This window comes from Rhizobacter sp. P2_G4 (assembly GCF_056403575.1).
In genome coordinates, this window is sequence record NZ_JBFUFG010000004.1 from 561,835 (window position 1) to 587,446 (window position 25,612).

Here is a 25,612-nt window from a genome sequence, read left to right on the forward strand (position 1 = left end):
GCAGACATGGCGCTCACCTCTGCTGCACGAGTTCTTGCCGCACGTCGACGAAGCGCGTCAGCACCGCGATGAGTACCGTCAAGACCAGCAGCAGGATCACCGCCGACGCCGCAGCCGGCGGGAAGAGCAGCGTCGAGACGTTGTCGTACATGGCCGAGACCACCGAGGCCGAGCCGCCGCCGCTCATCACCTTGACGACGTAGAAGTCGCCCATCACCAGCGTGACGACGAAGATCGAACCCATCACGATGCCCGACTTGGTGAGCGGCAGCACGACCAGCAGCAGCGTCTTGAAGCGGCCCGCGCCGGCGTCGCGCGCGGCCTCGAACAGGTTGCGGTCGATGCGGCTCATCGAGTTGAAGATGGGCACGATCATGAAGATGGTGAACAGGTGCACATAGGCCAGCACCACCGAGAAATCCGAGAACAGCAGGATGCGCAGCGGCGAATCGATCACGCCCAGCTTGAGCAGTGCTCCGTTGATCACGCCCTGTTCGGCCAGCACAGGCATCCACGAGATCATGCGGATCACGTTGGACGTCCAGAACGGCACGGTGCACACCAGGAAGAGGCTGATCGCCACGGTGCGGTTGCGCACATGGAAGACCAGGAAGTACGCCACGAAGAAGCCCAGCACCAGCGATGCGGCCCAGGTCATCGACGCGTACTTGATCATGTTCAGGTACAGCGAGACCGTGAGGCCTGAGCTCAGCACCGCGGCGTAGTTGTCGAAGGTGAACGCCGGAATCGTGTCGAAGCCGTCGGTGCGGAAGAAGCTGACTGCGACCACGAAACACAGCGGTGCGGCGACGAACAGCAGCAGCAGCAGCGTCAACGGAGCGAGTTGCAGGTAGGGCTTGTAGCGGGCAAGCATGAGGTGGTTCCTGACACGGCCGGGGTGGCCTGCGGCGCGCCTGTGCGCACGCCGCGGCCATCCAAGCGGGAAGGGGAAGGGCAGAGAAGAGGACGGGCGGGCGATGTGCCCGCCGCCTCACATCACGCGGCCTTGAACTCGTTCCAGCGCTGGACCATGTACTGGTTCTCGTCCATCACCGTGTTCCAGCAGGCGATGTTGGAGAAGCGCTGTGCCAGCGAGCCGCCGTCTCGCACGGCGCCCACGGCGGCGATCGGCTGACCGTGGTCGCTCTTGATGACGTCGGCGGCCGGCTTGCCGAGGTACCAGTAGTCGAACTCGGCCGGCGTCATCTGGGATTTGGCCGTGCGCGGCACCGGGCTGTAGTAGCCGTGGCGCGCCACGTAGGCGCCTTGCCAGCCGGAGTAGTACCAGTTGAGGTACTCGTAGGCCGCCTCGAGCTTCTTGCCGCTCAGGTGCTTCATCAGGCTCATGCCGTTGCACCAGCCGCGGTAGCCTTCCTTGCCGGTGGTCTTGATCGCCACCGGCGCGTAGATGCACGGGATGCCCTTCTCGAGCACCGCGGTCACCGCCGGCGACCACATCGACTGGATGAACACCTCGCCGCTGGCCATCAGTTCGACCGACTGTTCGAAGGTGCTCCACGACGCGCGGAAGTGACCCTTCTTCTTCAGGTCGATGAGCGCGTTGATCGTGATGTCGATCTCCTTGCGCGTCATGTTGCCCTTGTTGCCGTAGACCAGGTCACCGCGCGACTCGAGCGCTTGCGCGGCGTCCATGATGCCGATGTTCGGGATGTCGAGGATCGCGGCTCGGCCGGCGAACTTCGGGTCGATCAGGTCCTTCCACTCGGTGACTTCGCGGCCCACCTTGTCGGGGCGATAACCCAGCGAATCGGCGTTGAAGACCTGCGGCAGGAAGGTCAGCCACTGCTGCTGGCCTTCGAGGATCTTCTTGGCCTCGGGGCCGTCGGTGTACATCACCTCATAGGGCGAGATGCCCTGGCGCGAGATCTTGCGGCCCTCGTACACGCCGGTGGTGAAGATCGGCAGGATGCCGCCGAACTCCTTGATCTTCTTCGAGTCGATGCCCTGCAGCAGGCCGCGCGCCATCGCGACCTTGACCTGCCAGCCCTCCATGTCGGCGATGTCGACGCTGTTCGGCTGCGTCACGAAGCGCGTGATCGAGGCCGAGGTGTCGAGGTTCTGCATCTCGATCTTGAAGCCGAGGTCTTTCGATGCCTGCTCGCCGATCTCGCGCTGCACCGCGTACGACACGCCGATGTGGCGCAGCGTGATTCCCTGGAAGTCGCGCTTCATGATCTGCGGAAAGCCGCTGATCGGCGCACCGGCGAGGGCGCTGCCGGCAACGGCTGCCGCGGCCTTCAACACGCCTCGGCGGCTGGTGCCGCCCGCAGTCGTGTGAGCGTCGAGAGAGGGGGTGTTCGCGGGGGTATCGGTCTCGTGGTTCATCGGTTTCCTCCAGGTGTTGAAGCAGTGTCGCGAGTACACCGGGCCGATGAAATACGCGAGATCGCGAAGAGCGCGATCAAGAGCTCGAGGGCGTGTGGTTGAGCGCCATCGACGCCGCCGCCGTGCGGGTCTCGACACTCAGCTTCTCGAAGACATGCTGCAGGTGCTTGTCGACCGTGCGCGGGCTCATGCCGAGGATCTCGCCGACGTCGCGGTTGATCTTGCCGCACGCCACCCAATAGAGAACTTCCGCTTCGCGGGTCGTCAGCCCGAAGGCTGCTGCGAGCGCCTGTGGCTCGGGCGCACTGGCGCGCTTGCGCACCAGCAGCGTGGTGCCGGTGAGGTCGCCCGCCAGCCGGGACAGGCTCAGGCGCCGGCCCTCGACGACGATCGCCAAGGCCTCCGGTTCGCGTTGCGCGAGCCACGTGGTCGCCACACGCGGCAGCTGCCCCTCATCCGTCAGCCAGGCGCGAAGCCATTCGCGTGCTGCCGGCGATTGCCAGCGCACGTGTCCGCTGGCATCGATCGACAGCATCGCGTGGCCGGTGGCATCGACGGCCTGGCGCGCGCTGGCCATCTGCTGCGCATTGCGCAGGTGCGCCGCGATGCGTGCCAGCACCTCGGGTGGCTTGATCGGCTTGGTGAGGTAGTCGACGCCACCCGCCTGGAAGCCCGCGAGGATGTGGCCCGTCTCGCACAGTCCGGTCATGAAGATCACCGGCACGTGCGCGCTCAGCGGATCGGCCTTCAGCCGGCGGCAGGTCTCGAAGCCGTCGAGCCCCGGCATGATGGCGTCGAGCAGGATCACATCGGGCAGCAGCCGCGCGATGCGTTCGAGCGCGATGTAGCCGTCGGTTGCGACCAGCACGCGGTAGCCCGCCGCGTCGAGCGCCTCGTGCAGCATCGCGAGGTTCTCGGGCGCGTCGTCGACGATCAGCACGATGCCGGGGCTGCCATCGCGGTCGGTGCTTGCAACGCTAGTTGTCATGCCTTCACCTCTTCGAGCGCACGCGCAAAGCCTTGGAGGTCGAAGCGCTGCACGCAGCTGCGCAGCGTGTGCGTCACCGCCGCGTAGGCCGGGTCGAGCTGATCCAGCTCGTCGAGCTTTTCGAGGATGCCGCGCACATAGCCCATCTCTCCGAGTTCCTGCAGCACCGACAGGCTCGCGCCGGGCAGGCGGCGCGCCGTGGCGTCGGGGTCAACGGGCACTGCATCCGCATTCGTCGTCCACACCAGGCCGAGCTTGTGGCGCATGCGTTCCAGAAGATCGTCGATGCGCAGCGGCTTGACGAGAAAGTCTTCGCGGCCCACGCCGACTTCGTTGCGCAGGTCGCTGTCGAAGGCGTTGGCCGACACGATCAGGATCGGCGCGTCGGAGATGCGGTTGGCACGCAGCAGCCGTGCCGTCTCCCAGCCGTCGAGCTCGGGCATGTCGATGTCGAGCAGGACCAGGTCGGGCATGAACTGGCCGGCCACGCGCAGGGCCTCGATGCCCGACGCCGCGTGCATCACCGCGAAGCCCAGCGGCTCCAGCACGTCACTCAGCAGTTGGCGGTCGACGGCGGCGTCGTCCACCACCAGCACCTTGCGCGGCGCGCCCTCATAGCCGGCGACGTGGCGCGGAGCCGGTGTGTCCACGCGCCCCTGCGGGTTCGCGACCGACGGCAGGAACAGGCGCACGGTGAAGCACGAGCCCACGCCGAGCTCGCTGCGCACCGAGAGATCGCCGCCCATCAGGCCGGTCAGCATGTGCGAGATCGTGAGGCCCAGGCCGACGCCACCGGCAGTAGGGTTCGCAACATCGGCCGCGCGCTCGAACGGCAGGAAGATGCGATCAAGGTCGCCCGCAGCGATGCCGGAGCCGGAGTCTTCGATCTCGAACACGGCGATCTCGTTGGCGTAGCGGATGCGAAAGATCACCTGCCCGCGCGCGGTGTACTTCACCGCATTGCCGAGCAAGTTGATGAGCAGCTGCGCGACGCGCTTCTTGTCGCCGCGCACCGCAGGCGGCAGCGGCAGAGTGGGTTGGTAGGCGAACGCGATGCCTTTGTTCCTGGCCTCGAGCTGGAAGATGTCGACCAGCTGCGTGAGGAAGTCGGCGAAGCGGATCTCTGAGCTCACCAGCGTCAGGCGGCCGGTCTCGATGCGCGCGATGTCGAGCAGGCCGTCGATCAGCGAGACCACGTGGTCGCCACTGCGCCGGATGACCTCCAGCGCGGCACGCCGGTTCGGCGGCAGGCCGAGGTCGCGCTCGAGGATCTGCGCGTAGCCCAGGATGCTGTTGAGCGGCGTGCGCAACTCGTGGCTGATGGTGGTGATGAAGCGGCTCTTGGCCAGGTTGGCCTGCTCGGCCACCTGGCGCGCCGCCTGCAACTCGCCATCGGTCACTTCGTGCGCCTGGATCTCCTCGCGCAGCAGCAGCGCCTGGCGGTTGGACTCGTCTTGCGCCACGCGCCGGCTGTCAGACGTCAGCAGCAGCCAGCACGAGCCGATGGCCAGCACCAGCAGCACCACGGCGCAGCTGATCTTGATCCACATCAGGTGCCAGATGGCCGGCGAGCCGGGCGCCAGCTCGCGCAGCACATGCGTCTCCTGCGCGACGATGAACGACAGGATCGCCCCGAGCACCAGCGCCAGCGCCAGCATGCACAGCAGGTAGTGCATGCGGCGTGTGCGCGCGAAGCGCAGCAGGCCCGGCGCCCACTGGCTGAAGACCTCGCTGAAGCGGTGGCCCAGGCCCGAGCGCGGCTTGCAGACGTCTTCGCAGCGGGCGTCGAGCGAGCAGCACAGAGAGCAGATGTTGCAGCCGTAGGCGGGGCAGTGCGCCATGTCCTCCGACTCGTACGATTTTTCGCACACGCCGCAGGTCAGCGACACACCGCGGCCCAGTGCATCGGGCGGCCGCGCGATGTAGTACCGACCGCGTGTCAGCCACGCCATCAGCGGCGCGCAGCAGAACGCCACGGCGAAGCCGATGCCGGTGCTGAAGGCCTGCGCCAGCGGCCCGAACACGCCGACGAAGGCGCTCAGCGCGAGCACGGTGCCCAGGCCCATCGAGACGAAGCCGACGGGGTTGACGTCGTGCAGGTAGGCGCGCCTGAACTCGATGCCGGCCGGGCTCAGCCCCAGCGGCTTGTTGACGACGAGGTCGGCCACCAGCGCGCCGATCCAGGCGACCGCGAAGTTGGCGTAGAAGCCCAGCATGCTTTCGAGCACGTCGAAGATGCCGACCTTGATGAGCGCCACGCCGATTAGCACGTTGAACACCAGCCACACCAGCCGGCCCGGGTGCGCATGCGTCAGCCGTGCGAAGAAGTTGGACCACGCGAGCGAGCCGGCGTAGGCATTCGTCACGTTGATCTTGATCTGCGAGACCGTGACGAACAGGCAGGTCAGCGCGAGCACCCACGCCGGGTCGTGCAGCACCTGCGCGAAGCCGACCAGGTACATCTGCGTCGGCTTGATGGCTTCGGACGGCGGCACGTTCTGGCGCACGGCCAGGTACGCGAGCACCGCGCCGCCGAGCATCTTGGCGCCGCCGATGACGATCCAGCCTGGGCCTGCAGCCAGCACCGCGGCCCACCAGCGCCAGGGCTGGCCCGTGCGCGGCCGCGGCATGAAGCGCAGCGAGTCGACCTGCTGGCCGATCTGGGCCACCATCGACGCGACGACGGTGGCCGCGGCCCCCAGCTGCAGCCAGTCGAAGTGCCCGTCGTTGATGCCGTACGACGCGTGCATCAGCCCGTGCAGCTGCTCGGGCCAGCGGAAGATCAGGAAGGCATAGGGCAGCACCAGCAGCACCAGCCACAGCGGCTGTGTCCACGCCTGCAGGCGGCTGATCATCGTGATGCCGTACATCACGAGCGGGATCACGACCACCGAACAGATCAGGTAGCCCAGCCACAGCGGCACGCCCAGCCCGAGCTCCAGCGCCGAGGCCATGATCGACGCCTCGAGCGAGAAGAAGATGAAGGTGAACGAGGCGTAGACCAGCGAGCTGAAGGTCGACCCCAGGTAGCCGAAGCCCGAGCCGCGGGTGAGGAGGTCGATGTCGACCGCATGGCGTGCGGCGTAGATGCTGATCGGGATGCCGGTCAGGAAGATGAACAGGCTGACCAGCGTGATCGCCCAGAACGCATTGAAGAAGCCGTAGTCGAGCGCGATGGTCGCGCCGATGGCTTCAAGTGCCAGGAACGAGATCGCGCCGAGCGCGGTGTTGGCGACGCGGAACTCGCTCCACTTGCGGAAGCTGTGCGGCGTGTAGCGCAACGCATAGTCTTCGATGGTTTCATCCGCGACCCACGCGTTGTATTCGCGCCGGATCGGCACGATGCGCTGGGTCGGCTGCTGGCTCACCGCAGGCGCCGCGCCGGTGCGCCCACCAGCCTTCGTGGCGGCTGCCGCGTTGCAGGCGAATGGAAGCGAACCATGCCACCAGTATGGGGTGACCGCGCAGGTTCGGCAGATACGGCAAACAGCGTATTCCCGTGCGCTGATCGCCGTGAAAACCTGTGCTGAGCCGCGCTGCGGCGGCTACCCCTGGAACGTCAGGGGAACTGTGCGGCGCCTTCGACGAGCAGGCCGCCCTGCGGCTCGGGCAAGGTGTCTTTGAGCGTCGCGCCGGTGCTCGCCGTGATGCGAACCTGCAGCGAACCAGACTCGATCGCTGTCGGGTAGACGAAGTAGTTGTAGTCGGTGCGCTGCACCTCGATCCAGTTGCTGCTGCCGCTCGGCAGGATCTCGAGCTTGGCGATCGGCAGGCGGTGGTTGCGCACCTGAATGGCCGTCCAGTAGCGCGTGGAGCCTTCCTTGTAGCGGTACTGCACCGGGCTGCTCAGCTCAGCCGCCACGACCTGCCAGCTGATGGGCACGCGGCCAGCCACCGGGTCGGCGATCAGCGCAAAGGCCTCGGCGCTGAGGTCGATGTCGCCAGCGGCGCATTCAGGGCACTCGTCGGTGATGCGCACGGTGACCGTGCCCTTCGGGCCGGTGACGGTGACGTACTCGCCGCAGGCGGCGCTGCCGGCGTAGTCGGTGTGGTTCATTGCCGCGACCATGCGGTTGCTGCTCGCGTCGAAGCTGCAGGCGCCTTCGCCGGTGGCGCCGTAGTAGGTACCTTCGCCGTTGTGCGTCGTGCCGAGTGCCACGGTGGTGGTCGTTGTGCCTGTGCTGCCGGAGCCGGCCGAGCCGTTGTTGCCTGAGGTCGTGGTGGACGTGTCGCTGCCACCACCACCGCCGCACGCGGCCAAGGTGATGAAGCTTGCGATGCAGGCAAGGCGCCGCAGCACCGGTCCGAAGTGGGTCATGGTCGAAGAGAGCCGGTGAACGAAGTGGCCATTCTGTGCAGATGCACACCGTTCACACGTGACGGTTGGTAAGGCTGGGGATTTTCGTCGACCAGGCAGTGCTGCGCAGCCTTGATGCAAGCCATGCCATGACATCCGCTAACAAACTGACTGGCCGCCGTCACAGCTTGGTCAGAAGTCAATCATGTCCTCATGGTGTGATGTCCCTACATTTCTTCGCACAAGGAATGGTTCCCGGTCGCTGACTGCATCGCCCTGCACGACACGGCTCTCGATACGAGCTGCAGTGACTGACGCGACGAACCTCCAGATGCCATGACAACAACTGCAGCCCCATGAACAACAACACGAATTCATCGACAGCGATCCGCACACCCGGGACCCTTGGCAAGCGCCGGCAAGACAGGGCTCGTGCCATGACGGCGACCGCCATGCTCTTCTCCCTGGTGTTGAGCGCATGCGGCGGCGGCGGTGGTGGTGATTCCGGCACCTCGCCGGTGAGTGGTGTCCCGGCCCCAGCACCCGCGCCTGCACCGGCTCCCGCGCCTGGCCCTGCACCGGCTCCCGCACCAGCACCGGCTCCCGCACCAGCACCAGCACCAGCACCAGCACCAGCACCAGCGCCTGCTCCTGCTCCTGCTCCTGCTCCTGCTCCTGCTCCGGCACCGGCACCGGCACCGGCACCGGCACCGGCACCCACGGCAGCAACATGCTCGACGGGGTCGTACCTGTTCTGTGAAGACTTCGAATCTTCAGCGTCCGGCACGGCATCGAGTTCGAAGTGGAGCATCGAGAGCCGCGCGGCCACGGCGACGATCGATGCGACGCATGCACGCGGCAGCAAGGCACTGCACCTGAACACCGTCGACAACGGCATGGCCTTCCTGGTGCCGACCAGCTTCGCGCCGACCGGCAACAGCTTCTACGGCCGCATGTGGATGTGGGTCGATGCCTTCCCGACCAAGCCCGACTACGCGCACTTCACGATGGTCGAGGCCACCGGCACGGGCGACGGCACGGCGGTGCGCCCGGTCGGCGGCCAGTACATCCCCGGCAAGGCGAACGGTGTTCCGCTGTGGGGCGTGGGCAGCGACGGTGGCCCCACCGGTGACTGGACCAACTGGCAAGAGACCACGCCGACCGCCGGCGGGCAATGGAGCTGCGTCGAGTGGCAGATGAAGTCGGCCGACAACAGCGTGAGCGTCTGGATCGACGGCGTCGCCAAGCCCGAGTTGAGTGTCTCGACCAAGAGCCACGGCGGCAACAACGTCGACTTCGTCTTCCCCACCTTCAACAAGATCAAGCTCGGCTGGCAGCTCTACCAGGGCGGCGCCACGCCAGGCCACTTCGACGTGTGGCTCGACGACATCGCGCTGACCACCAGCCGCGCAGGCTGCGGCTCGGGCACGACACCCACCACCGGCCTGCAATGGCGCGGCGTCAGCCTTGCCGGTGCAGAGTTCGCGCCGAACCAGTTGCCGGGCAACTACAACAGCGACTTCGCCTACCCCACCGCCGGGAGCGTTGCGTACTTCAAGGGCAAGGGCATGGACACGGTTCGCCTGCCGTTCCTGTGGGAGCGCCTGCAGCCTGCGCTGAACCAGGGCTTCGATGCGACCGAGCTGTCGCGGCTGACGAGCTTCGTGCAGCAGGTCACCGCCACGGGCGTCACCGTGATCATCGACCCGCACAACTACGCGCGCTACCGCGGCAACCTGATCGGTTCGAGCGCCGTGCCGAACAGTGCGTTCGCCGACTTCTGGTCGCGGCTGGCCACGCAGTTCAAGGGCAACGCCAAGGTGGTGTTCGGCCTCATGAACGAACCGCGTGAGATGCCGACGGAGCAGTGGCTGGCCGGCGCCAACGCGGCGCTCGCGGCCATCCGCACCACAGGCGCCACCAACATCGTCACCGTGCCCGGCAACGCATGGACCGGCGCGCACAGCTGGCTGCAGAGCTGGTACGGCACGGCCAACGGCACCGTGATGAAGGGCATCGTCGACCCGGGCAAGAACATGGTGTTCGAGGTTCACCAGTACCTCGATGGCGACTCGTCGGGTACCAACGCCGCCTGCGCCAGCACCACCATCGGCTCCGAAAGGCTGAAGGACTTCACGGCCTGGGCGCGCAGCAACGGCTACCGCGCGCTGCTTGGCGAACTGGGCGGCGGTGCCAACGACACCTGCAACCGTGCCATCGCCAACATGCTCGACTACCTGCAGGCCAACACCGATGTGTGGGCCGGCTGGACGTGGTGGGCCGCCGGCCCGCTGTGGCAGGACTACATGTACTCGATCGAACCCTCGGGCACGACCGACAAGCCGCAGATGTCGGTGCTGGCGCCTTACCTCCTCAAGTAACGACGACAAATCGACGGCGACACATCGGTCAAAAAGAGATCCGAGACAACGAACGGGAGACAACATGAACAACAAGACGAAATCACACATGCCGCAGGCGAAGCGGGCAAGCTCGCGCCGCAAGACCCTTCTCGCCGGCGCGGCTGCCAGTCTGCTGGGCGCGGTTGCGACCCCGACGCTCGCCGCCGATTGGCCGAGCGGCTTCACGAAGTGCGCCAACGAGCGGGCCACTTGCGCTGCAGGCTCCAGCCTGCGCCAGGTGTCGTATGGCGCTCGTGACAAGTGGGTCGTCAAGAACCTCTCGGGCAACGTGGCGTGCAACAACACGACATTCGGTGACCCGATCCCCGGCACCAGGAAGTTCTGTGCCGTCGGCCCGCTGGTGGCGGCGCCGGCTCCGGCTCCTGCCCCCGCACCAGCACCAGCACCAGCACCAGCACCAGCACCAGCACCGGCACCGGCACCGGCACCGGCACCGGCACCGGCACCGGCACCGGCACCGGCACCGGCACCGGCCGGGGCGCTGTCGCCCATCTCCACCGGTGAGGGCACTTTCTACGGCGCCACAGGGCAGGGCAACTGCAGCTACGACGCGAGTCCGAGCAACCTGATGATTGCCGCGATGAACCTGGCCGACTACGCCGGCAGCGCGGCGTGCGGCGAGTTCGTCGCAGTGACCGGCCCCAAGGGCAGTGTCACCGTCCGCATCACCGACAAGTGCCCGGAGTGCAAGCCGGGCGACATCGACCTGAGCGAGCAGGCCTTCGCCAAGGTCGCCGACATGTCGGCCGGGCGCGTGCCCATCAGCTGGTACGTGGTCGCCGGCGACGTGACCGGGTCGGTTTCGTATCGCTACAAGGAAGGCAGCTCACGCTGGTGGACGGCGATCCAGGTGCGCAACCATCGCCTGCCGATCACTAAGCTGGAGATCCGGCCTAACGGCGCGACGGCGTGGATCAATGTCGACCGCACCGACTACAACTACTTTGTCTACCCCAGCGCCATCGCGGCCGGGCCGCTGACGGTGCGTGTGACGGCACTGGGTGGTGCGACGTTGCTGCAGACCTTGCCCGAGCCCGTGGGTGAACTGGTTGTGCAAGGCTCAGGCCAGTTCCCCTGAAGCCTTCGAGGCCGCGCCCGCAACGGCAGCGGCCTCGAAGCAGGCATCATCGGGCGTCTTGCCTCACGGAACGCAGCATGTCCGATCTTGCCAACCCCCTTGCCGCGCTGCTCGCGCAGCGGTCGCTCGTCATCCTCGACGGCGCTCTCGCCACCGAACTGGAGCGCCGCGGCGCCGACCTGAATGACGCGCTCTGGTCCGCCAAGCTGCTGATCGAGCAGCCGGAGCTGATCCGCCAGGTTCACCTCGACTACTTCGAGGCCGGTGCCGATGTCGCCACCACCGCCAGCTACCAGGCCACCTTCGAGGCCTTTGCGCGGCGCGGCCTCGATGCGCAGGCCGCTGCCGATCTGATGCGCCGCTCCGTCGCGCTGGCTGCTGACGCGCGAGAGGCCTTCTGGTCGCAACCCGAGAACCGAGCTGGCCGCATGCGGCCACTCGTCGCGGCCTCGGTCGGGCCCTATGGCGCGATGCTGGCCGACGGCTCCGAGTACCGCGGCCACTACGGCTTGTCGCTGCTTGAGTTGATGGACTTCCATCGGCCGCGCATGAAGGTGCTGGTCGATGCAGGCGCCGACCTGTTGGCCTGCGAAACCATCCCGTGCCTCGTCGAAGCGATGGCACTTGCCAGCCTGCTGCCCGAGTTCCCCGGCATCACCGCGTGGATCAGCTTTTCGTGCCGCGATGGCGAGTTCAACAGCGAGGGCGAGCGCCTCGCCGATTGCGTGGCGGCGCTCGACGGCTTCGAGCAGGTGGCTGCTGTCGGCATCAACTGCACGGCACCCAAGCACATCTCATCGCTCGTGGCTGCGGCACGCGCGCACACCCGCAAGCCCCTCCTCGTGTACCCGAACTCCGGCGAGCACTACGACGCGACGGACAAGCAGTGGCACGGCTGCGCGCAGTCGGAGCATTTCGCCGAGCAGGCCAGTGACTGGTACAGACAAGGCGCTCGCCTGATCGGCGGCTGCTGCCGCACCGGGCCCGACGACATACGGGCCGTGAAGGCCTGGGCGCGGGAAGGGCTGGCAGCCGGCTGACAAAGGCGGCTGAAGCCTCTGTGAATCGCGACATCATCGCGCTATTCAACGTTCGCGGTACAGCCCCATGATCTTCTGCACGTAGTCCTGCGTTTCGGGGTACGGCGGAATGCGGTTGCCGTAGCGTCGCACGGCGCCTTCGCCGGCGTTGTACGCGGCCAGCATGAGGTCGATGCGGCCGTCGAACATCTCGTGCAGGTCGCGCAGGTAGCGTGTGCCGATGTCGATGTTGACCGCGGGGTCGAGCAGGTCGCGGCCTGAATCGACACCGTAGCGGGCGCCGGTGGCCGGCATGATCTGCATCAGGCCCAACGCCCCCTTGGGCGAGCGCGCCTGCACCTGGTAGCGCGACTCCACATGCACCAGCGCGCTCACGAGCCTCGGGTCCAGCCCGCGGCGCTGGCTCGCGGCGTTGACCAGTCGTTGCAGCTCTGCCGGCATTGGCGCCACCGGCCCCACGCGTGGCGCGAGCAGCATCGGCGTGCCGAAGCGTGCGATCGAGTCGCTCAGGCCGGGCAGGCGGCCGCCGTCGTCGAGCAACGCAGGCTCGGCACGTGCGGCCTCCGGCGTGTCGACGATGCGGCAGCTCTGCACGGCCGCGTTGAAGCGCGCCGACAAGTCCTGCACCGACATGCGCGTGCTGCCGTCCAGCATCAGGCACTGGTAGCGCGTGGCGGCCTCGGCGCCGCCGCCCAGCATCGCGGCGATGCAGGTGGCCAGCGCTGGGGCGTGTCGATAGCGTCGCGTCATCGTGCGGCCCGGCTCAGGCTTCGACGGCCTGCAGCTGTGCCAGCTGTCCTTCGGTCTGCGCCAGCAAAGCGTCGACTTCTTCGGCCGCGCCCTGGGTGGCGCTGAGCAGTGACGAGAACTCGGCAAACGCTGCCTGCACGCTTTCGTCTGCACCGGCGGAAGCGCCCGCGCTTGCTTCTGCCGGTGTCGGGATGGCACCGCCGAACAACAGCGTGTGGACGCGATGCAGGCGCAGGGACACGTTGCCGAGCACCTCGATGCGGGCACCGTCCTGCGTCCGTGCGGCCAGGCTCTTGACGAGTCCGAGTTGTTGATGAAACCGCGCGGTCTGTGCCTGCACCGTCGCTTGAACGGTTTGCAGTGAGGCGAGCAGGTCGGTGTGATCACCGAACGGGGAGGGTTGGGTTTGCATCAAGGAACTCCTGGCTGAAGGGTGGCTGTTAAGGGCGGGTGTCGTGATGACGCTTGTCCACGCCGCAATGCAGCGCTTGCGGGCAGTCTGCGTGTTGAGCATCGGCAGGCCAGGTCCCGTGCGAAGCGGTGTGGAGCGGTGCGAAGCGGCGCGCGCGCTGCCGTTGCGGCGGGCGCTCATTCGGTGTGTACAGGCCCCACTTCGCGGTGACGGTCTCCGCTTCGCTTCTGCCGTGCTCCGGCGACTTGTGTGTCCCTAGGCTCAATGGGTCATCAACATTTCGAGGAGACGGCCATGTCCATGAAGGTCGGAGGTACGCCACCCGTGGCACCGGTCGACGACGTGCCGGAGACCAAGCCGGCCGGCGGCCCGATGGGTCCGGGCAACCCCGAGTTCGACAAGGTGTTCAACAAGGTCGCGATGAACGTTCTTCAAGGCGGCGACGGCATGTTGCGCGAAGCCATGCAGAAGTTCTTCGAAGACGACGAAGAGCCCGACGAAGACGATCCTGATGCGGAGTCGCTGTGATGAGTCGTCGTGTGCTCGTTCGGAGCGCCATTGCCGCCGCCTGTGCTGCCGCCATCGTGTGGGCCGACATGCCGTTTGCGTATGCGCAGAGCACGGGCGGTGCGTCGGCACGGGCATCGCAGCCACGCCACGCTACGCTTGCGATCCGCGACAAGGCGGGCAAGCGCGGCGCTGAACCGCATTTCGTCTATCGCGCAGAAGGCAAGCGCTTGTCGGAAGTGCTGCAGGACTTCGCAGCGAGCCAATCGCTGCCGGTCATCGTGGCCGATGGGGTCGAAGGCGTGGTCAACGCCAACTTCGACACCCCGCCGGAGAACTTCCTCAAGGCCATCTCCAAGGCCTACGGCATCCTCTGGTACCACGACGGCACGGCCCTCTATTTCTATCCAGCCAAGGCGATCCAGAGCCGCCTGTTCCGGCTCAAGGGCTACAGCCGCAAAGAGGTCGTCGAACTGCTGGACTCGCTCGGCCTTGCGAGCGAACGCTACCCGTTGAAGTTCAACGACGCGCAGCGCACGCTGCTGGTCTACGGGCCGCCGCGCCAGGTGGAGTTGGTCGCATCGGCGCTGGATTCGCTGGACATGGGCGCCTCCGAAGGCAACGAGCGCGTGGTGCGCGTGTTCCCGTTGCGCTTCGCCGCCGCGGGCGACCGCGTGCTGGGCGAGGTGACGGTGCCTGGCATCGCCACCACGCTGCGCAGCTTGTATTCGAAGACCAGCACCGACGGCGCGGGCACCGGCGAATCGTCGCAAGCCTCGCGCACGATGGCGCAGAAGATGAAAGCGATGCAGTCGCTGGCCGGTGGCAACAAGCTGATGCCCGACCTGCCCGCCGCGTCGCACGGCACCAATGCGGCAGCTGACGACAAAACCAGCCAGCGCGGCATGCGCAGCCCGGTGAACTTCGACGAAGACCAGCCCAGCTTCGAGCCGGACGACGGCATCAATGCCGTGATCGTGCAGGGCCGCGCGTACCGCATGCGCGAGTACGAGGCCTTGGTGCGCCGACTCGACCAGAAGCCGGTGCTGGTGGAGCTCGAGGCCATGATCATCGACGTCAGCGCCGACAACGCGAAGTCACTCGGCGTCGATTGGTCGGTGCAAGGAGCTCGCGCCTCGGTGTCGGTGACCTCGCCGGGCAACGGCGTGCCGCAGGTCGGCAGTGCGCAGGGCTTGATCGGCGCAGGCACCTACACCATCGGCACGCTGGTCTCCGATGCCGGGCGCCAGCTGATGATGCGTGTCAACGCGCTGCAAGGCGAGGGCAAGGCGCGCATCGTTGCCAAGCCGTCGGTGCTGGGCGTCGTGAACCGGCCCGCGGTGATGAAGGAAAAGCGCGTCGCCACCGTGCGTGTCGCCGGCAACCTCGAGGCCAACCTGTTCCAGATCGAGGCCGGCACCTTGCTGCAGGTCACACCGCAGGTCGCGACCGTCGATGGTGCGAACCAGATCAAGCTCTCGCTCTACATCGAAGACGGCAGCTTCGAGTCGACCTCGGTCGACCAGGTGCCGGTGGTCAAGAAGACCGAGATCCGCACCGAGGCCTACGTCAAGGAAGGCGAGAGCCTGTTGATCGGCGGCTTGATCGTCGAGGCCAACGTGGACCAGGAAGCCGGTGTGCCGGGCCTGCGCAGCATTCCCTTGCTGGGCGGTCTGTTCCGCTGGAAAGGCTCGCGCTCCACACGCACCGAACGGCTGTTCCTCATCACGCCGAAGCTGGTGGGCCAGCCCTCGACCTTGCGCGCGGTCAGCGGCTCGGACGCAGCGCCTGCGGATGCCGCAGAAGCACCCGTCGACACCACGCAAGGCACGGCTCGCAGCCCCCGTCGCGCCCCTGGTTCGAATCAGCCTTGAACGGTTCGCAAATCATGAAGCAGCTTCGTGTTCTCACCGGTCGCCATGCAGGCACGCAATTAATGTTGAGCGCATCGATGTATCGCATCGATTCAAGCGAGCAGGCAGATATCCAGCTCACCGATTGGCAGTCAGAACCCCTGGTTCTGGAACTACGGGAAACAGACAGCGTGGTCACCGTCACCTTCACGTCGCAAGCTGCAGACGAGTCGCAACCGGCAGCTCGTGAGCTCCTGGCCGACTTCGTGCCGAAGCGCTTCGGTGACGTCGTGCTGTGCATCGGCCCGATGCACGCGCAGTGGCCCTCCGATGTGGAGCTGCTCGAACTGTTGATGCGCCCGGTGGTGAAGGCCGTGGAGGCCGTGAAGGCTTCGCCCGTGGCACGCCGTTCCGGCCGTGCGGTGGCCATGTGCGTGACAGCGTCGCTCGCGATGGCGGGTGCGTTTGCCGCCGTGGTGTGGCGCAACGCCGAAGCGGCCAAGGCCCGCGTGGTGCCCGAAGCGCTGGTGGGGCAGGTCTATCGCGCGGTGGCGGCCACCTCGCTTGCGAACCTCAGTGTGCGGCCGCTTGGCGATCGCGTCATCGTCGAAGGCTTGCTCGCCAGCAGTGCGGAGGCGGTCGCCTTGCGCCAGGTGCTGTCGCGCTTCCCGGCCGAGCGCATCGAACACCAGTACGCCGCAGCACCCGACGTCGCCCAAGGCATCTCGGACGCATTGGCCTTGCCCGGTGTGTCGGTGGGCTACCGCGGGCAAGGCAACTTCGCCGTCACCGGCCGTGCCATGCACCTCGACAAGGTGCGTGAAGCCGCAGCCCGCATCGCAGCCGACCTGGCGCCCCTGGTGCACGGCATCGACGTGGACGCCGTCGAGGCGCCCGCGCCCGACCGCGTGCCAGTGGGCGCCATGTTGACCAGCGACGGCCTGCAGTACGTGCAGACGCGCGACGGTGTGAAGCACCTGTCCCTTCTTCCCGATTCACCTCAGGCCGTCGTCGAGTTGATCGACACGCCGGCCAGCCCATCCCGTTGACAACCCCACCCCATGGAGCACCACTGATCATGAACGAACAACTTGAGCAAACGGTATTTGGCGACCTGACCAATCTGGAGAAGTCGCTCGCAGAAGACGCATCGGGCGAGCGTGCCCGTGCGCTGCTGACCTACTTCGGCGATGTGGCCCGCGCCAGCGAGTCGATGCTGCAGACGGCCGCCGCCACCGAGCGCCAGCTGGTCTCGCAGCTGATCGAAGGTTTCCACGCGTCGCAGCGCATCGTGCGCCACGTGTGGGAGACGCTGCACAACGCGTCACTCGTCGCCTAACCCAAGAGCCCCAGGAGCCAACATGTTCGAGACCAACACACTTGCCGGCGCCTCTGGCGACTACCCGGCCGTCTACCGAAGCCTGATGCTGATCGGGCTGCTCGGTGGCATCTATCGCGCCGGCGACGACGTGCAGATCGTCAACACGGCCGTGGAGGCCACGCTCGACGACCCCACTGTCTACACGATGTACCACGCCATCGCGATGGGCATGGGCGGCAATTCCGACTTCGCGAAGAAGAGCATCGGTGCGCACATCGATCGCCACTCCGACGACGACGGTGCAAAAGTCGTCATGGCGGTGTCAATGATGCTGTCGGGCGACCCGAACTGGAAGCAGTGGATCGACAACGTGCTGGCTTCCAGTACCGACCAGAACGCGCGCACCGCGGCCAACGGGGTGCTGTCGTACCTCGCCGGCGTCGCTCAAGCGCATTGAATGAACGGGGGCTGGCGCTGCGCCGCCCCACGCTCAGAACCGGGCCGCATGCGGTCCACAACAACCGCGGGAAACCGCAACACTCAGGAGAAGCAAGATGTCAATGAATTCTGTCGGTTCATCCGGCTCAGGCGGTCAGGTTGGCATGAGCGCGGGCACGCAGCAGCTGCAGGCTGGTGGCGCTCAGTTGAGCGCAGCCGGCACCCAGGCTGCCTCCAGCGATGGCAACGCCATGATGGCGCAGATCCAGCAGACGGCTGCCATGCAGATGAAGTTTCAGACCGAGATGGGTCTGATCCAGATGATCGTCAAGATGAACGAGGCCCTGGCCAAGATGTTCAAGGCGATCGGCGAAGCAATCAAGGGTCTCGCGTAAGCCTGCGGCTCACGCTCTCTACTTTCAATCAGTAGTCGCCTTCGGCGCACTGAACAAACAAGGAACACATCATGAGCATCAATTCGACCGGTATCAGTGAATCCCAAGTGCGCATGCAGAACATGGCCATGGGCCTGGGCAGCACGCAATCGTCGGCACTCGGAGCCCAATCTCCCAACTTCCACGTTGGCAACATCATGCTGGCGGCGGGCAATCTGCTGGAGTCACTGACTCCCTTGCTGATGCAGTTCGCACAGCGCGCCCCGATGGCCGCCACCCCCATGGCCAGCCCGCTGGGTGGTGCGCTGATGCAGCAGCTGCCGCAGTTGCTCGGCCTGCTTTCGCAGTTCGGCATGGGCGGCTCTCCGATGATGAATCCGCAGATGAACCCCATGATGAATCCGATGGGCGTGGGTCCGCAGATGAACCCGCTGATGAATCCCATGATGAACCCCATGGGTGTGGGTCCCCAGATGAATCCCATGATGAACCCGTTGATGAACCCGATGACGAGTCCGTTCATGGGTGCTCCGACGAACTTCGGGATGCCGCAGGGCGTGCCGCCCCAGTTCTCGCAGCCGGGCTTCCCTGGCACGCCGGGCGGTGTGCCTTCGGCACCCAACGCGCCGACGGTGGTGCCGAATACCGGCGAAGTGAAGTACGACGCTGCCGGCAACGTGAAGATGGACAAGGACCGCGCCGTTCGCGAGATCTCGCGCAACTTCGACCAGCTCACCCAAGGCAAGGACAACTACATCACCAAGGACGATCTGCGCGCCATCGCAGACGGCCGGCTGCAGAACCACCAGATGTCGGCGAACTACACGCCGGAGTTGCGCGCCGCTGCCAAGTACATGCTCGACAACCCCGAAGCGTTCAAGGAACTCGAGACCTCCGACTCGAAGGCACAAGGCTTCAAGGGCAAGGCTGACGGCAAGATCGGCAAGGGTGACACCACCGCCGCCATGCAGAAGACCAGCTTCAGCGTGGGCGAGAAGGACGCGCTGCAGACCGTGGCCAAGTACGGCGACGAGCTGTTCCACAAGCACCACCTGGTGAGCAAAGAGGACCTGCAGAAGATCGTCAAGGAAGGCAAGATGCCCAACGGCAAGGCGGCCCCCGCAGACCTGAAGGAAGCAGCCCAACTGCTGTTGAGCCAACCCGAGACGTTCACCAAGCTCGACAACGCCATGAGGATCCGCAAGGGCCATCACGGCGACCAGCACGGCGACGGCAAGTTCAGCCTCAACGACTTGCGCGAAACGCTGAAGGGCGCCAACACCAAGCCCGGACCGGACGGCGGTGGCATCTTCTCTGGCGTCAACCAGAACTCGCTGCTCGGCAAGGTGTTGACGCCTTTCAACGAGCTGGGCAACTCGCTGCAGCCCTCACAGAACACCAAGGACAACGTCAGCCTGGCGTTCCAGAGCGTTCCGACCTCGGTCTTCTGAGTCGTGCAACCCGGATCAACACATTCAAAAGGAATCACATCATGAGCTTGACCGTCAACAGCGTGGGGTATCCCTCGTCCTATGGCACCCCAGCGCTGGGGCAGGCCATCCAGTCTGGACTGGCCCTCACCTCCGGCATGGCATCGCTCGGCAACATGCTGATGCAAAGCCTGCAGTCCGGTGCCTCGGTGACCAACCCGCAAACTTCGATGCTGGGCCAGCCCAATGGCTTCGGCAACAGCCCCATCGCCGGGCTGCTGCAGAGCGTGGTGCAGCTGCTGCAAGCCGTCACGCCGCTTCTGCAGGCGCTGGGCAACCGCATGCAACCCAACCAGACTGCGATGCAGTTTTCCAACCAACTGGGTGGTTTCAACAACCCAATGCTCGGCAACCAATTCGGCGCCCAGCAGTTCGGGAATCCGCAATTCGGTGCTCCGCAATTCGGCGCCCCCCAGTTCGGCACGCCGCAGTTCGGTAACCCGCAATTCGGCAACCCGGTGCTCGGGACTCCGGCGTACGGCGCTCAGCCGTACAGCAACCTAACGTCCTTCAGCGTCAACTCGCCGGCGCAGTTCGGCAACATGACGCCGCAGGCTGCATTGGGTTGGGCGCAGGCCTACGGTGGCCCGAACATGCAGCAAAACGATATCCAGCAGGGCATGAACCTGTACAGCATCTTCAACAGCGGCAGCCGGATGTTCTAACCCGGTAGTCGATGGGCATGCCGCTGCGCGGCATGCCTGTCCCCAGCGGAACGGGTTCTGCTGGGGACAGGCACATCCAACTTGGAGCAACACGCGATGAATCCGCTTTTCAACCGCAAGCAGTTCATCTCCGCACTGATCGAGGTGATCAGCACGGCGATTTCACACAACCGGCTCGAGGATGCAGAGACCGTGCTGGCCGGTGTGCGGGTGCTGCGCCCGGGCTTGGGCGAGCTGGACACCTTCGAGGCCTGGATCGCCATCAAGCGCGGGCACTGGCAAGACGCCATCCGCATCCTGCACAAGCTGGATGCGAACACCAGCAACTGGAGCCTGGGCAAGGCACTGATGGCCTTCTGCCAGTTCGCCATCGGCGACCCAGCCTGGAGCATCAGCGCCAATGATGTCCTGGAAGGCAACGCCAGCCGCGAGGCCGCAGGTCTCGTGCGTCTGCTGATGGGCAAGGACGACGCCCCGGCCGACCAGGAGCCGGCCATGGAGATCACCTTCGCCGACTACGACCCGCGCTCGGCGAGCAGCGCCAGCTTTCTGCGCGCCTGAGGCTTGCTGTCTTTCTCACAATGGGGAGTTCATGATGGACGTTTCTTCGATCGGCTCGGTCTCCGTCAACCAGGTGATGGACCAGGCGGGCACCAGGCCAGATGCACTCGGCGGTCTGGCCGACAAATTCAATCGCCTGATGGAGATCCAGCCGCCCGCGGCGGCGCCCCACGGGGCGGCGGTCGGCGCCAGTTCGCCGATCTCGCATTTCATCGGTTCGCAGGAAGCGCTGATGCGCCAGACCTTCGACGACGTGCGCGCGTTCTCCGTGCAGGCACCTTCGATGAATCCCACCGAGCTGGCCGCCAAGCACATCGAACTGAGCTACCAGCTCTCGATGGTGCAGGTGCAGTTCAACGCCGGCGTCTACATCTCGCAAAGCAGCAAGAGCGGCTTGCAGACACTGATGAAGAACCAGTAGTGGCTCGCGCCACGCAACGGAGCCCCACATGCTGAACGAACGCGCTCTGCAGCGCACGCTGCGCAATGCGCTGACCGTGGTCGTCGTGGCCCTGTGCCTCGCGGCCTGCAAGAACGACCTGTTCACCAAGCAGACCGAGTCCGACGCCAACAGCATGGTGTCGGCGCTGCTCGAGAACGGCATCGACGCACAGAAGCAGACGCCCGACGGCGGCAAGACCTGGAGCATCGCCGTCGACCAGGACGACGTCGTGCGTTCGCTCGCCGTGCTGCGTGCCCAGGGCTTGCCGCAGGAGAAGTTCGTCAACCTCGGCGACATGTTCAAGAAAGAAGGCCTGATCTCCACGCCGACCGAGGAGCGCGTGCGCTTCATCCACGGCGTGTCGCAGGAGTTGTCGGCCACCTTGTCGCAGATCGACGGCGTGATTGCCGCGCGGGTGCACATCGTGCTGCCCAACAACGACCCGATGGCGGCGGCGGTCAAGCCGTCGAGCGCCTCGGTGTTCGTGAAGTACCGGCCGCAGGCCAACCTCACAGCGCTCACGCCGGCGATCAAGAACATGGTCGCGCGCAGCGTGGAAGGCCTGGCCTACGACAACGTCTCGATCACGCTGGTGCCCGGCGCCATGATCGCGCCGCCACCGCCGCCTTCATCGGCCGGCCGCGTGATCGGCGGCTTGATCGCCGTCGCTGTCGTGTTGCTGCTGGCCGGCATCGGTTGGGTGGTGGTGCGCCGGCCCGCCTGGCTGCCTGCAGCGGTGGCGCAGCGCCTGCCAAAGTTCGGTGGCGCAGCCGCAGGGGCAGCATGACCCATGACGCTGCGTCACTGGCCGGGCTCGCGCTGGCATTCGAGCGGCGACTCGAGGGCTTGCCCACCGCCATCGACCCCAGTTGGCAGGCGATCGCCGAGCTGCGTTCGATGGCCACGGGGCTGCCCGAAGGGCCGGCGCGCCGCCGTGTGACGCTGCGCCTCTTTCGCCGCTGGTGCGGCCCGCTGCCGGCGCTCACCGACCTGGCCGGGCCGGCCGGTCAGCTCACGCTGCACGAGCGCGAGCCGCTGCTGGGCCGGCTGTGTGCGCTGGCGCTGCTGAGCCGGCCGGGCGTGATCCGCTGCTGTGTCGAGCGCACGGCGCGGCAAGCTTTGGAGCAGGCGCTGGGCGCAAGCTTCGGCCTGCTGCGCGAGCATGCGCACGGCGGCCCGCCCGTGCCGGCCTACGCGGCTGCCTGGACGCCGTTGCAGTGGGCCTGCACCGGCTATGCCGACCTGCTGCGCGCACGTGCGTGGCCGCACCGCAGCTTGCGCCGGCTGGCCCGGCTGGCACTGCCAGCTGCCTGGCCCATTCCGACCTCGAGCTTGGCCACGCCAGCCGCCTACGTGCCGACCCGCAAGGCGCTCACACGCGTCGAAGCACTTTTGGCGGGTGAAGCGCCATGGTGATCTGGTTCAACGGAGCCGTCGGAAACGCGGGCGTGGAAGATGGCATCCTGCCTGCCGGCCAGGTGGCGAGCCTGGGTGATGTCGACGCGCTGCGCCGCTCCATGATCGAGCAGCGCGAGGCGATCGTTCAAACCGCGCACGACGAGGCGCAGGCGCTGCTCACCGAGGCGAGACAGCAGGCCGAGCAGCTGCTGGAGAGCGCGCGTGTCGAGGCGCAGCGCTCAAAGCGGCAAGGCTATGAAGACGGGCTCCGCAAAGCGGTGCTCGAGTGGCATGAGCAGCAGGCCGGCAAATCCATCGACATGGCGGAAGCCCTGCGCCGCATGCACGAAAAGCTCGCGGCGATCGTGACCTCTGCCGTCGAGCGCATCGTGCACACCGAGGAGCGCGGCGCCTTGTACCAGCGCGCGCTGCGCAGCGTGCAGGGCTTGACGCGCGGTGCCAGCACGCTGGCCTTGCGCGTCAACGCGGCCGACTTCGAATACGCGCGCGCCGCGCTCGGCTCGCTGCAATCGCTCGGCTCGAACGGGCTCAGCGTGGACGTGAGCGTCGACCCTGCACTCAAGCCGGGCAGCTGCATCTTCGAGTCCGAGGTCGGCATCCTCGACGCGAGCCTGCAGACCCAGCTCGATGGCTTGCGTGCCGCGATGGACCGCGCCGTGCGCAAGGCCGTGACCGACAGCGACACGCCCGCAGACGGCTACGAGGCAAGCCCCTCCGACACGTACCACGCGCTCGCCGCGTCGGCCATCGACATCGCCGATCGCGAACCCGGCACGACCGCATCCGGCGAACAAGGGTTCGACGATGGCGAGCATGACGAGCTGAACGACACCCGATACACGGAGGCTGCCCATGAGTGACCTGCACGACCTGACGCGATTGATGGAGAGCGAGCTGGCCTCGGCCGCGATGCTCACCCGCACCGGCAAGGTCACCGAGGTGGTCGGCACGCTAATGCGCGTGAGCGGGCTCGATGCCCGGCTCGGCGAGCTGTGCGAAGTGCTCGACGACGACGGCAGCGTGCTGCAGATGGCCGAGGTGGTGGGCTTCGCGGGTGGGCGCTCGATTCTTTCGCCCTTCGGCTCCATCCTCGGTGTCAGAGGTGGCACGCGCGTGGTCGGCATGGGCAAGGTGCTCTCGGTGCCGGTGGGTGATGCCTTGCTCGGCCGCGTGATCGACAGCCTGGGCCGGCCGATCGACGGCAAGGGGCCGGTGCATGCCACCGAGTTCCGTCCGGTCTTTGCGCTGCCGCCCACACCGATGGAGCGCGAGATGATCGAGCGCCCGCTGCCCACCGGCGTGAAGATCATCGATGGACTCATCACCTTGGGCGAAGGCCAGCGCATGGGCATCTTTGCGCCGGCCGGCGTCGGCAAGAGCACGTTGATGGGCATGCTGGCGCGAGGCACCCAGTGCGACATCAGCGTCATCGCGCTGATCGGCGAACGCGGCCGCGAGGTGCGCGAGTTCATCGAGATCATCATGGGCGAAGAGGGCATGGCGCGCTCGGTGGTCGTGTGCGCCACTTCCGACCGCTCGTCGAGCGAACGCGCCAAGGCCGCGCACGTCGCCACCGCCGTGGCCGAGTACTACCGCGACCAGGGCCTCAAGGTGCTGCTGATGATGGATTCGCTGACGCGCTTTGCGCGCGCCCAGCGCGAGATCGGCCTCGCGGCCGGCGAGCCGCCGGCGCGGCGAGGTTTTCCGCCTTCAGTGTTCGCCGAGATCCCGCGCCTGCTCGAGCGTGCCGGCATGGGCGCCAAGGGGTCGATCACCGCGCTCTACACCGTGCTCTACGAAGACGAGAGCGGCAACGACCCCATCTCCGAAGAAGTGCGAGGCATTCTCGACGGCCACATGATCCTGTCGCGCAAGATCGCCGCACGCAACCAGTACCCCGCCATCGACGTGCTGGGCAGCCTGAGCCGCGTGATGTCGCAGATCGTGCCCAAGCAGCACCAGACCGCCGCCGGCAAGCTGCGCAAGCTGATGGCCAAGTACGACGAGATCGAACCGCTCATCCAGATGGGCGAGTACAAGCCCGGCAACGACCCGGTGGCCGACGAAGCGGTGCAGAAGCAAGACGCCATTCGCGCCTTTCTGTGCCAGGAAACCGATGACCTGTGGGACTTCAATCGCTCGCTGAACACGCTGGTGCAGGTGGCGGGCGCGTGAAGCCGTCGGCCGCTGCGTGAGCAGCGTGCCATGCGCATGAATCGGTGCAGTCTGTGGTGAAGGGCGGCGAGGCGCAGCGCCGCCTTGCCGACGCCATTTCAGTCGAAGCTACAGATCGTTCCTGAGCGCCATCACACCTTTGGCTGCAGCGCTTGCAGCGGCTGTGAGGGAAGTGGCCGAATGGCTTGCCAACAGCGTGAGCTTGCCACTGGCGACGTCGCCCAACACCTTCGTGGCGATCGCCTGCGTTGTGTCTGCCAAAGCGTCCACTGCGGGCTCCGTCTGAACGGTACCGAGCTTTGACAGGACAATGCGTGGAGATGCCACTGCCTCACCCGAGTGTTGCGGTGGACGGTCAGGCAAGGCGGTGCGATGTGCATCGAGCATTCCGGGGGCGGGCTTGTTCGCGTCGACCTCGGAGCTGCCGTGGGCGACAGGGTGCGGTAGCGCACTGCTCGCCGGGTTTCTCAGGCCATTGATGGACATGGCAATCTCCTCAGGCTCTCAAGAACGCGGGAGCGGAGCCGGAGTCTCCGGCATGTCCCAGGGCCGCTGCTGTCTTTTGCTGCTCTTCGAGCAGCAGGTACATGAGCGGGCTTTCGCCACTGTCGAACACTGCATCGGCCTGCTCGCTGGCGGCGATCAGCAGCGCGATGGCGTCGGCGCGGCAGGTGTGACGGTCCAGTCGCGCGTCCCGCATCAGCTCGCTGGTCACCTCGTCGATCAGCGCGTGGAAGCGGCGGATCACCTCGGAACTTAGCGTCGGTGTCGGCGCCAGCTCTGGCGGTGGCGCGGTGTCGTCGCGCGGGTCGTGCCCGTGGTCGGCGTTGCCGCTGAACACGTTGCTGACGGGCGGGATCCTGGCAAGCGTCATGGTGCGGCCAGTGTCCGGTCATCGCGAGTCAATCGAGACGCGCGAACGCGAAAGCGAGCGCGGACACGCGAAAGGCGGCTCGGGAATATTTCTTCACGACCGTTGCAACCGTTCGGCGCGCGGGCCGCACTCACCGAC

General features: G+C 66.4%; 26 protein-coding genes. 17 read left to right on the forward strand and 9 right to left on the reverse strand.

Features of this window, described 5'->3' with window-relative positions:
• Positions 1-13: 13 nt before the first annotated feature.
• The 5 genes from AC1DYS_RS18560 to AC1DYS_RS18580 all read right to left on the reverse strand — a co-directional run bounded on the left by AC1DYS_RS18560 (position 14) and on the right by AC1DYS_RS18580 (position 7,652).
• On the reverse strand, positions 14-874 hold the full coding sequence (locus tag AC1DYS_RS18560; protein ID WP_477901774.1) for an ABC transporter permease: 861 nt from the start codon (positions 872-874) through the stop codon (positions 14-16).
• A 122-nt stretch (positions 875-996) separates the two neighbouring features.
• Positions 997-2,346 (reverse strand): ABC transporter substrate-binding protein, encoded by a 1,350-nt coding sequence (locus AC1DYS_RS18565; RefSeq protein ID WP_477901776.1) that lies wholly within the window; start codon positions 2,344-2,346, stop codon positions 997-999.
• A gap of 76 nt (positions 2,347-2,422) precedes the next feature.
• A complete protein-coding gene (locus AC1DYS_RS18570) occupies positions 2,423-3,334 on the reverse strand; it encodes a response regulator (RefSeq protein WP_477901778.1) in 912 nt (303 codons plus the stop codon).
• The gene (locus AC1DYS_RS18575) at positions 3,331-6,702 is read right to left on the reverse strand and encodes an ATP-binding protein (protein WP_477901780.1); all 3,372 of its coding nucleotides are present in this window, start codon (positions 6,700-6,702) and stop codon (positions 3,331-3,333) included. Before AC1DYS_RS18575 ends, AC1DYS_RS18570 begins: the two co-directional genes overlap by 4 nt.
• Positions 6,703-6,893: 191 nt before the next feature.
• Positions 6,894-7,652: an expansin EXLX1 family cellulose-binding protein gene (locus tag AC1DYS_RS18580; RefSeq protein WP_477901782.1), complete on the reverse strand. Its 759-nt coding sequence runs from the start codon at positions 7,650-7,652 to the stop codon at positions 6,894-6,896.
• Positions 7,653-8,068: 416 nt separating this feature from the next.
• On the opposite strand from AC1DYS_RS18580, the gene AC1DYS_RS18585 reads away from it, so the two are divergent.
• The 3 genes from AC1DYS_RS18585 to mmuM all read left to right on the forward strand — a co-directional run bounded on the left by AC1DYS_RS18585 (position 8,069) and on the right by mmuM (position 12,172).
• The gene (locus AC1DYS_RS18585; protein ID WP_477901785.1) at positions 8,069-10,012 is read left to right on the forward strand and encodes a glycoside hydrolase family 5 protein; all 1,944 of its coding nucleotides are present in this window, start codon (positions 8,069-8,071) and stop codon (positions 10,010-10,012) included.
• Between the two features lie 64 nt (positions 10,013-10,076).
• Positions 10,077-11,132, forward strand: a complete 1,056-nt coding sequence (locus tag AC1DYS_RS18590) for an expansin EXLX1 family cellulose-binding protein (protein WP_477901787.1) — start codon at positions 10,077-10,079, stop codon at positions 11,130-11,132.
• 77 nt (positions 11,133-11,209) lie between these two features.
• On the forward strand, positions 11,210-12,172 hold the full coding sequence (mmuM, locus tag AC1DYS_RS18595; RefSeq protein ID WP_477901789.1) for a homocysteine S-methyltransferase: 963 nt from the start codon (positions 11,210-11,212) through the stop codon (positions 12,170-12,172).
• A 45-nt stretch (positions 12,173-12,217) separates the two neighbouring features.
• Here mmuM and AC1DYS_RS18600 read toward each other — a convergent pair whose 3' ends face one another.
• Positions 12,218-12,922, reverse strand: a complete 705-nt coding sequence (locus AC1DYS_RS18600; protein ID WP_477901791.1) for a lytic transglycosylase domain-containing protein — start codon at positions 12,920-12,922, stop codon at positions 12,218-12,220.
• Between the two features lie 13 nt (positions 12,923-12,935).
• On the reverse strand, positions 12,936-13,334 hold the full coding sequence (locus AC1DYS_RS18605; RefSeq protein ID WP_477901793.1) for a hypothetical protein: 399 nt from the start codon (positions 13,332-13,334) through the stop codon (positions 12,936-12,938).
• A 294-nt stretch (positions 13,335-13,628) separates the two neighbouring features.
• On the opposite strand from AC1DYS_RS18605, the gene AC1DYS_RS18610 reads away from it, so the two are divergent.
• The 14 genes from AC1DYS_RS18610 (at position 13,629) to sctN (ending at position 24,600) form a co-directional block, all read left to right on the forward strand.
• Positions 13,629-13,862: a hypothetical protein gene (locus AC1DYS_RS18610; RefSeq protein ID WP_477901795.1), complete on the forward strand. Its 234-nt coding sequence runs from the start codon at positions 13,629-13,631 to the stop codon at positions 13,860-13,862.
• Complete coding sequence (gene sctC / locus AC1DYS_RS18615) at positions 13,862-15,715, forward strand: type III secretion system outer membrane ring subunit SctC (RefSeq protein WP_477901797.1); 1,854 nt, start codon at positions 13,862-13,864, stop codon at positions 15,713-15,715. Before AC1DYS_RS18610 ends, sctC begins: the two co-directional genes overlap by 1 nt.
• 14 nt (positions 15,716-15,729) lie before the next feature.
• Positions 15,730-16,743, forward strand: a complete 1,014-nt coding sequence (hrpD5, locus tag AC1DYS_RS18620; RefSeq protein WP_477901799.1) for an HrpD5 family protein — start codon at positions 15,730-15,732, stop codon at positions 16,741-16,743.
• 29 nt (positions 16,744-16,772) lie between these two features.
• Complete coding sequence (locus AC1DYS_RS18625) at positions 16,773-17,033, forward strand: hypothetical protein (RefSeq protein ID WP_047494566.1); 261 nt, start codon at positions 16,773-16,775, stop codon at positions 17,031-17,033.
• A 22-nt stretch (positions 17,034-17,055) separates the two neighbouring features.
• Positions 17,056-17,472 carry a hypothetical protein gene (locus tag AC1DYS_RS18630; RefSeq protein WP_477901801.1) on the forward strand — a complete coding sequence of 139 codons (417 nt, stop codon included), beginning with the start codon at positions 17,056-17,058 and terminating at the stop codon, positions 17,470-17,472.
• Between the two features lie 97 nt (positions 17,473-17,569).
• On the forward strand, positions 17,570-17,848 hold the full coding sequence (locus AC1DYS_RS18635; protein ID WP_156154459.1) for a hypothetical protein: 279 nt from the start codon (positions 17,570-17,572) through the stop codon (positions 17,846-17,848).
• Positions 17,849-17,919: 71 nt separating this feature from the next.
• Complete coding sequence (locus AC1DYS_RS18640) at positions 17,920-19,299, forward strand: HrpF/NolX family T3SS translocon protein (protein WP_477901804.1); 1,380 nt, start codon at positions 17,920-17,922, stop codon at positions 19,297-19,299.
• Positions 19,300-19,340: 41 nt separating this feature from the next.
• A complete protein-coding gene (locus AC1DYS_RS18645) occupies positions 19,341-20,003 on the forward strand; it encodes a hypothetical protein (protein ID WP_477901806.1) in 663 nt (220 codons plus the stop codon).
• Positions 20,004-20,099: 96 nt separating this feature from the next.
• Positions 20,100-20,564 (forward strand): HrpB1 family type III secretion system apparatus protein, encoded by a 465-nt coding sequence (locus AC1DYS_RS18650; protein WP_477901808.1) that lies wholly within the window; start codon positions 20,100-20,102, stop codon positions 20,562-20,564.
• A 31-nt stretch (positions 20,565-20,595) separates the two neighbouring features.
• On the forward strand, positions 20,596-20,985 hold the full coding sequence (locus tag AC1DYS_RS18655; RefSeq protein WP_477901810.1) for a hypothetical protein: 390 nt from the start codon (positions 20,596-20,598) through the stop codon (positions 20,983-20,985).
• 28 nt (positions 20,986-21,013) lie between these two features.
• Complete coding sequence (sctJ, locus tag AC1DYS_RS18660) at positions 21,014-21,793, forward strand: type III secretion system inner membrane ring lipoprotein SctJ (RefSeq protein ID WP_477901812.1); 780 nt, start codon at positions 21,014-21,016, stop codon at positions 21,791-21,793.
• A complete protein-coding gene (locus AC1DYS_RS18665) occupies positions 21,790-22,422 on the forward strand; it encodes a type III secretion protein HrpB4 (RefSeq protein WP_477901814.1) in 633 nt (210 codons plus the stop codon). Before sctJ ends, AC1DYS_RS18665 begins: the two co-directional genes overlap by 4 nt.
• Positions 22,416-23,285: a type III secretion system stator protein SctL gene (gene sctL, locus AC1DYS_RS18670; RefSeq protein ID WP_477901816.1), complete on the forward strand. Its 870-nt coding sequence runs from the start codon at positions 22,416-22,418 to the stop codon at positions 23,283-23,285. Before AC1DYS_RS18665 ends, sctL begins: the two co-directional genes overlap by 7 nt.
• On the forward strand, positions 23,278-24,600 hold the full coding sequence (gene sctN, locus AC1DYS_RS18675; protein ID WP_477901818.1) for a type III secretion system ATPase SctN: 1,323 nt from the start codon (positions 23,278-23,280) through the stop codon (positions 24,598-24,600). The genes sctL and sctN overlap by 8 nt, the downstream gene beginning before the upstream one ends.
• 108 nt (positions 24,601-24,708) lie before the next feature.
• Here sctN and AC1DYS_RS18680 read toward each other — a convergent pair whose 3' ends face one another.
• Both AC1DYS_RS18680 and AC1DYS_RS18685 read right to left on the reverse strand, forming a co-directional pair.
• Positions 24,709-24,870 (reverse strand): hypothetical protein, encoded by a 162-nt coding sequence (locus AC1DYS_RS18680; protein ID WP_477901820.1) that lies wholly within the window; start codon positions 24,868-24,870, stop codon positions 24,709-24,711.
• Between the two features lie 226 nt (positions 24,871-25,096).
• Positions 25,097-25,474, reverse strand: coding sequence for a hypothetical protein (locus AC1DYS_RS18685; protein ID WP_477901822.1), 378 nt, complete (start codon positions 25,472-25,474; stop codon positions 25,097-25,099).
• Between the last annotated feature and the right edge of the window lie 138 nt (positions 25,475-25,612).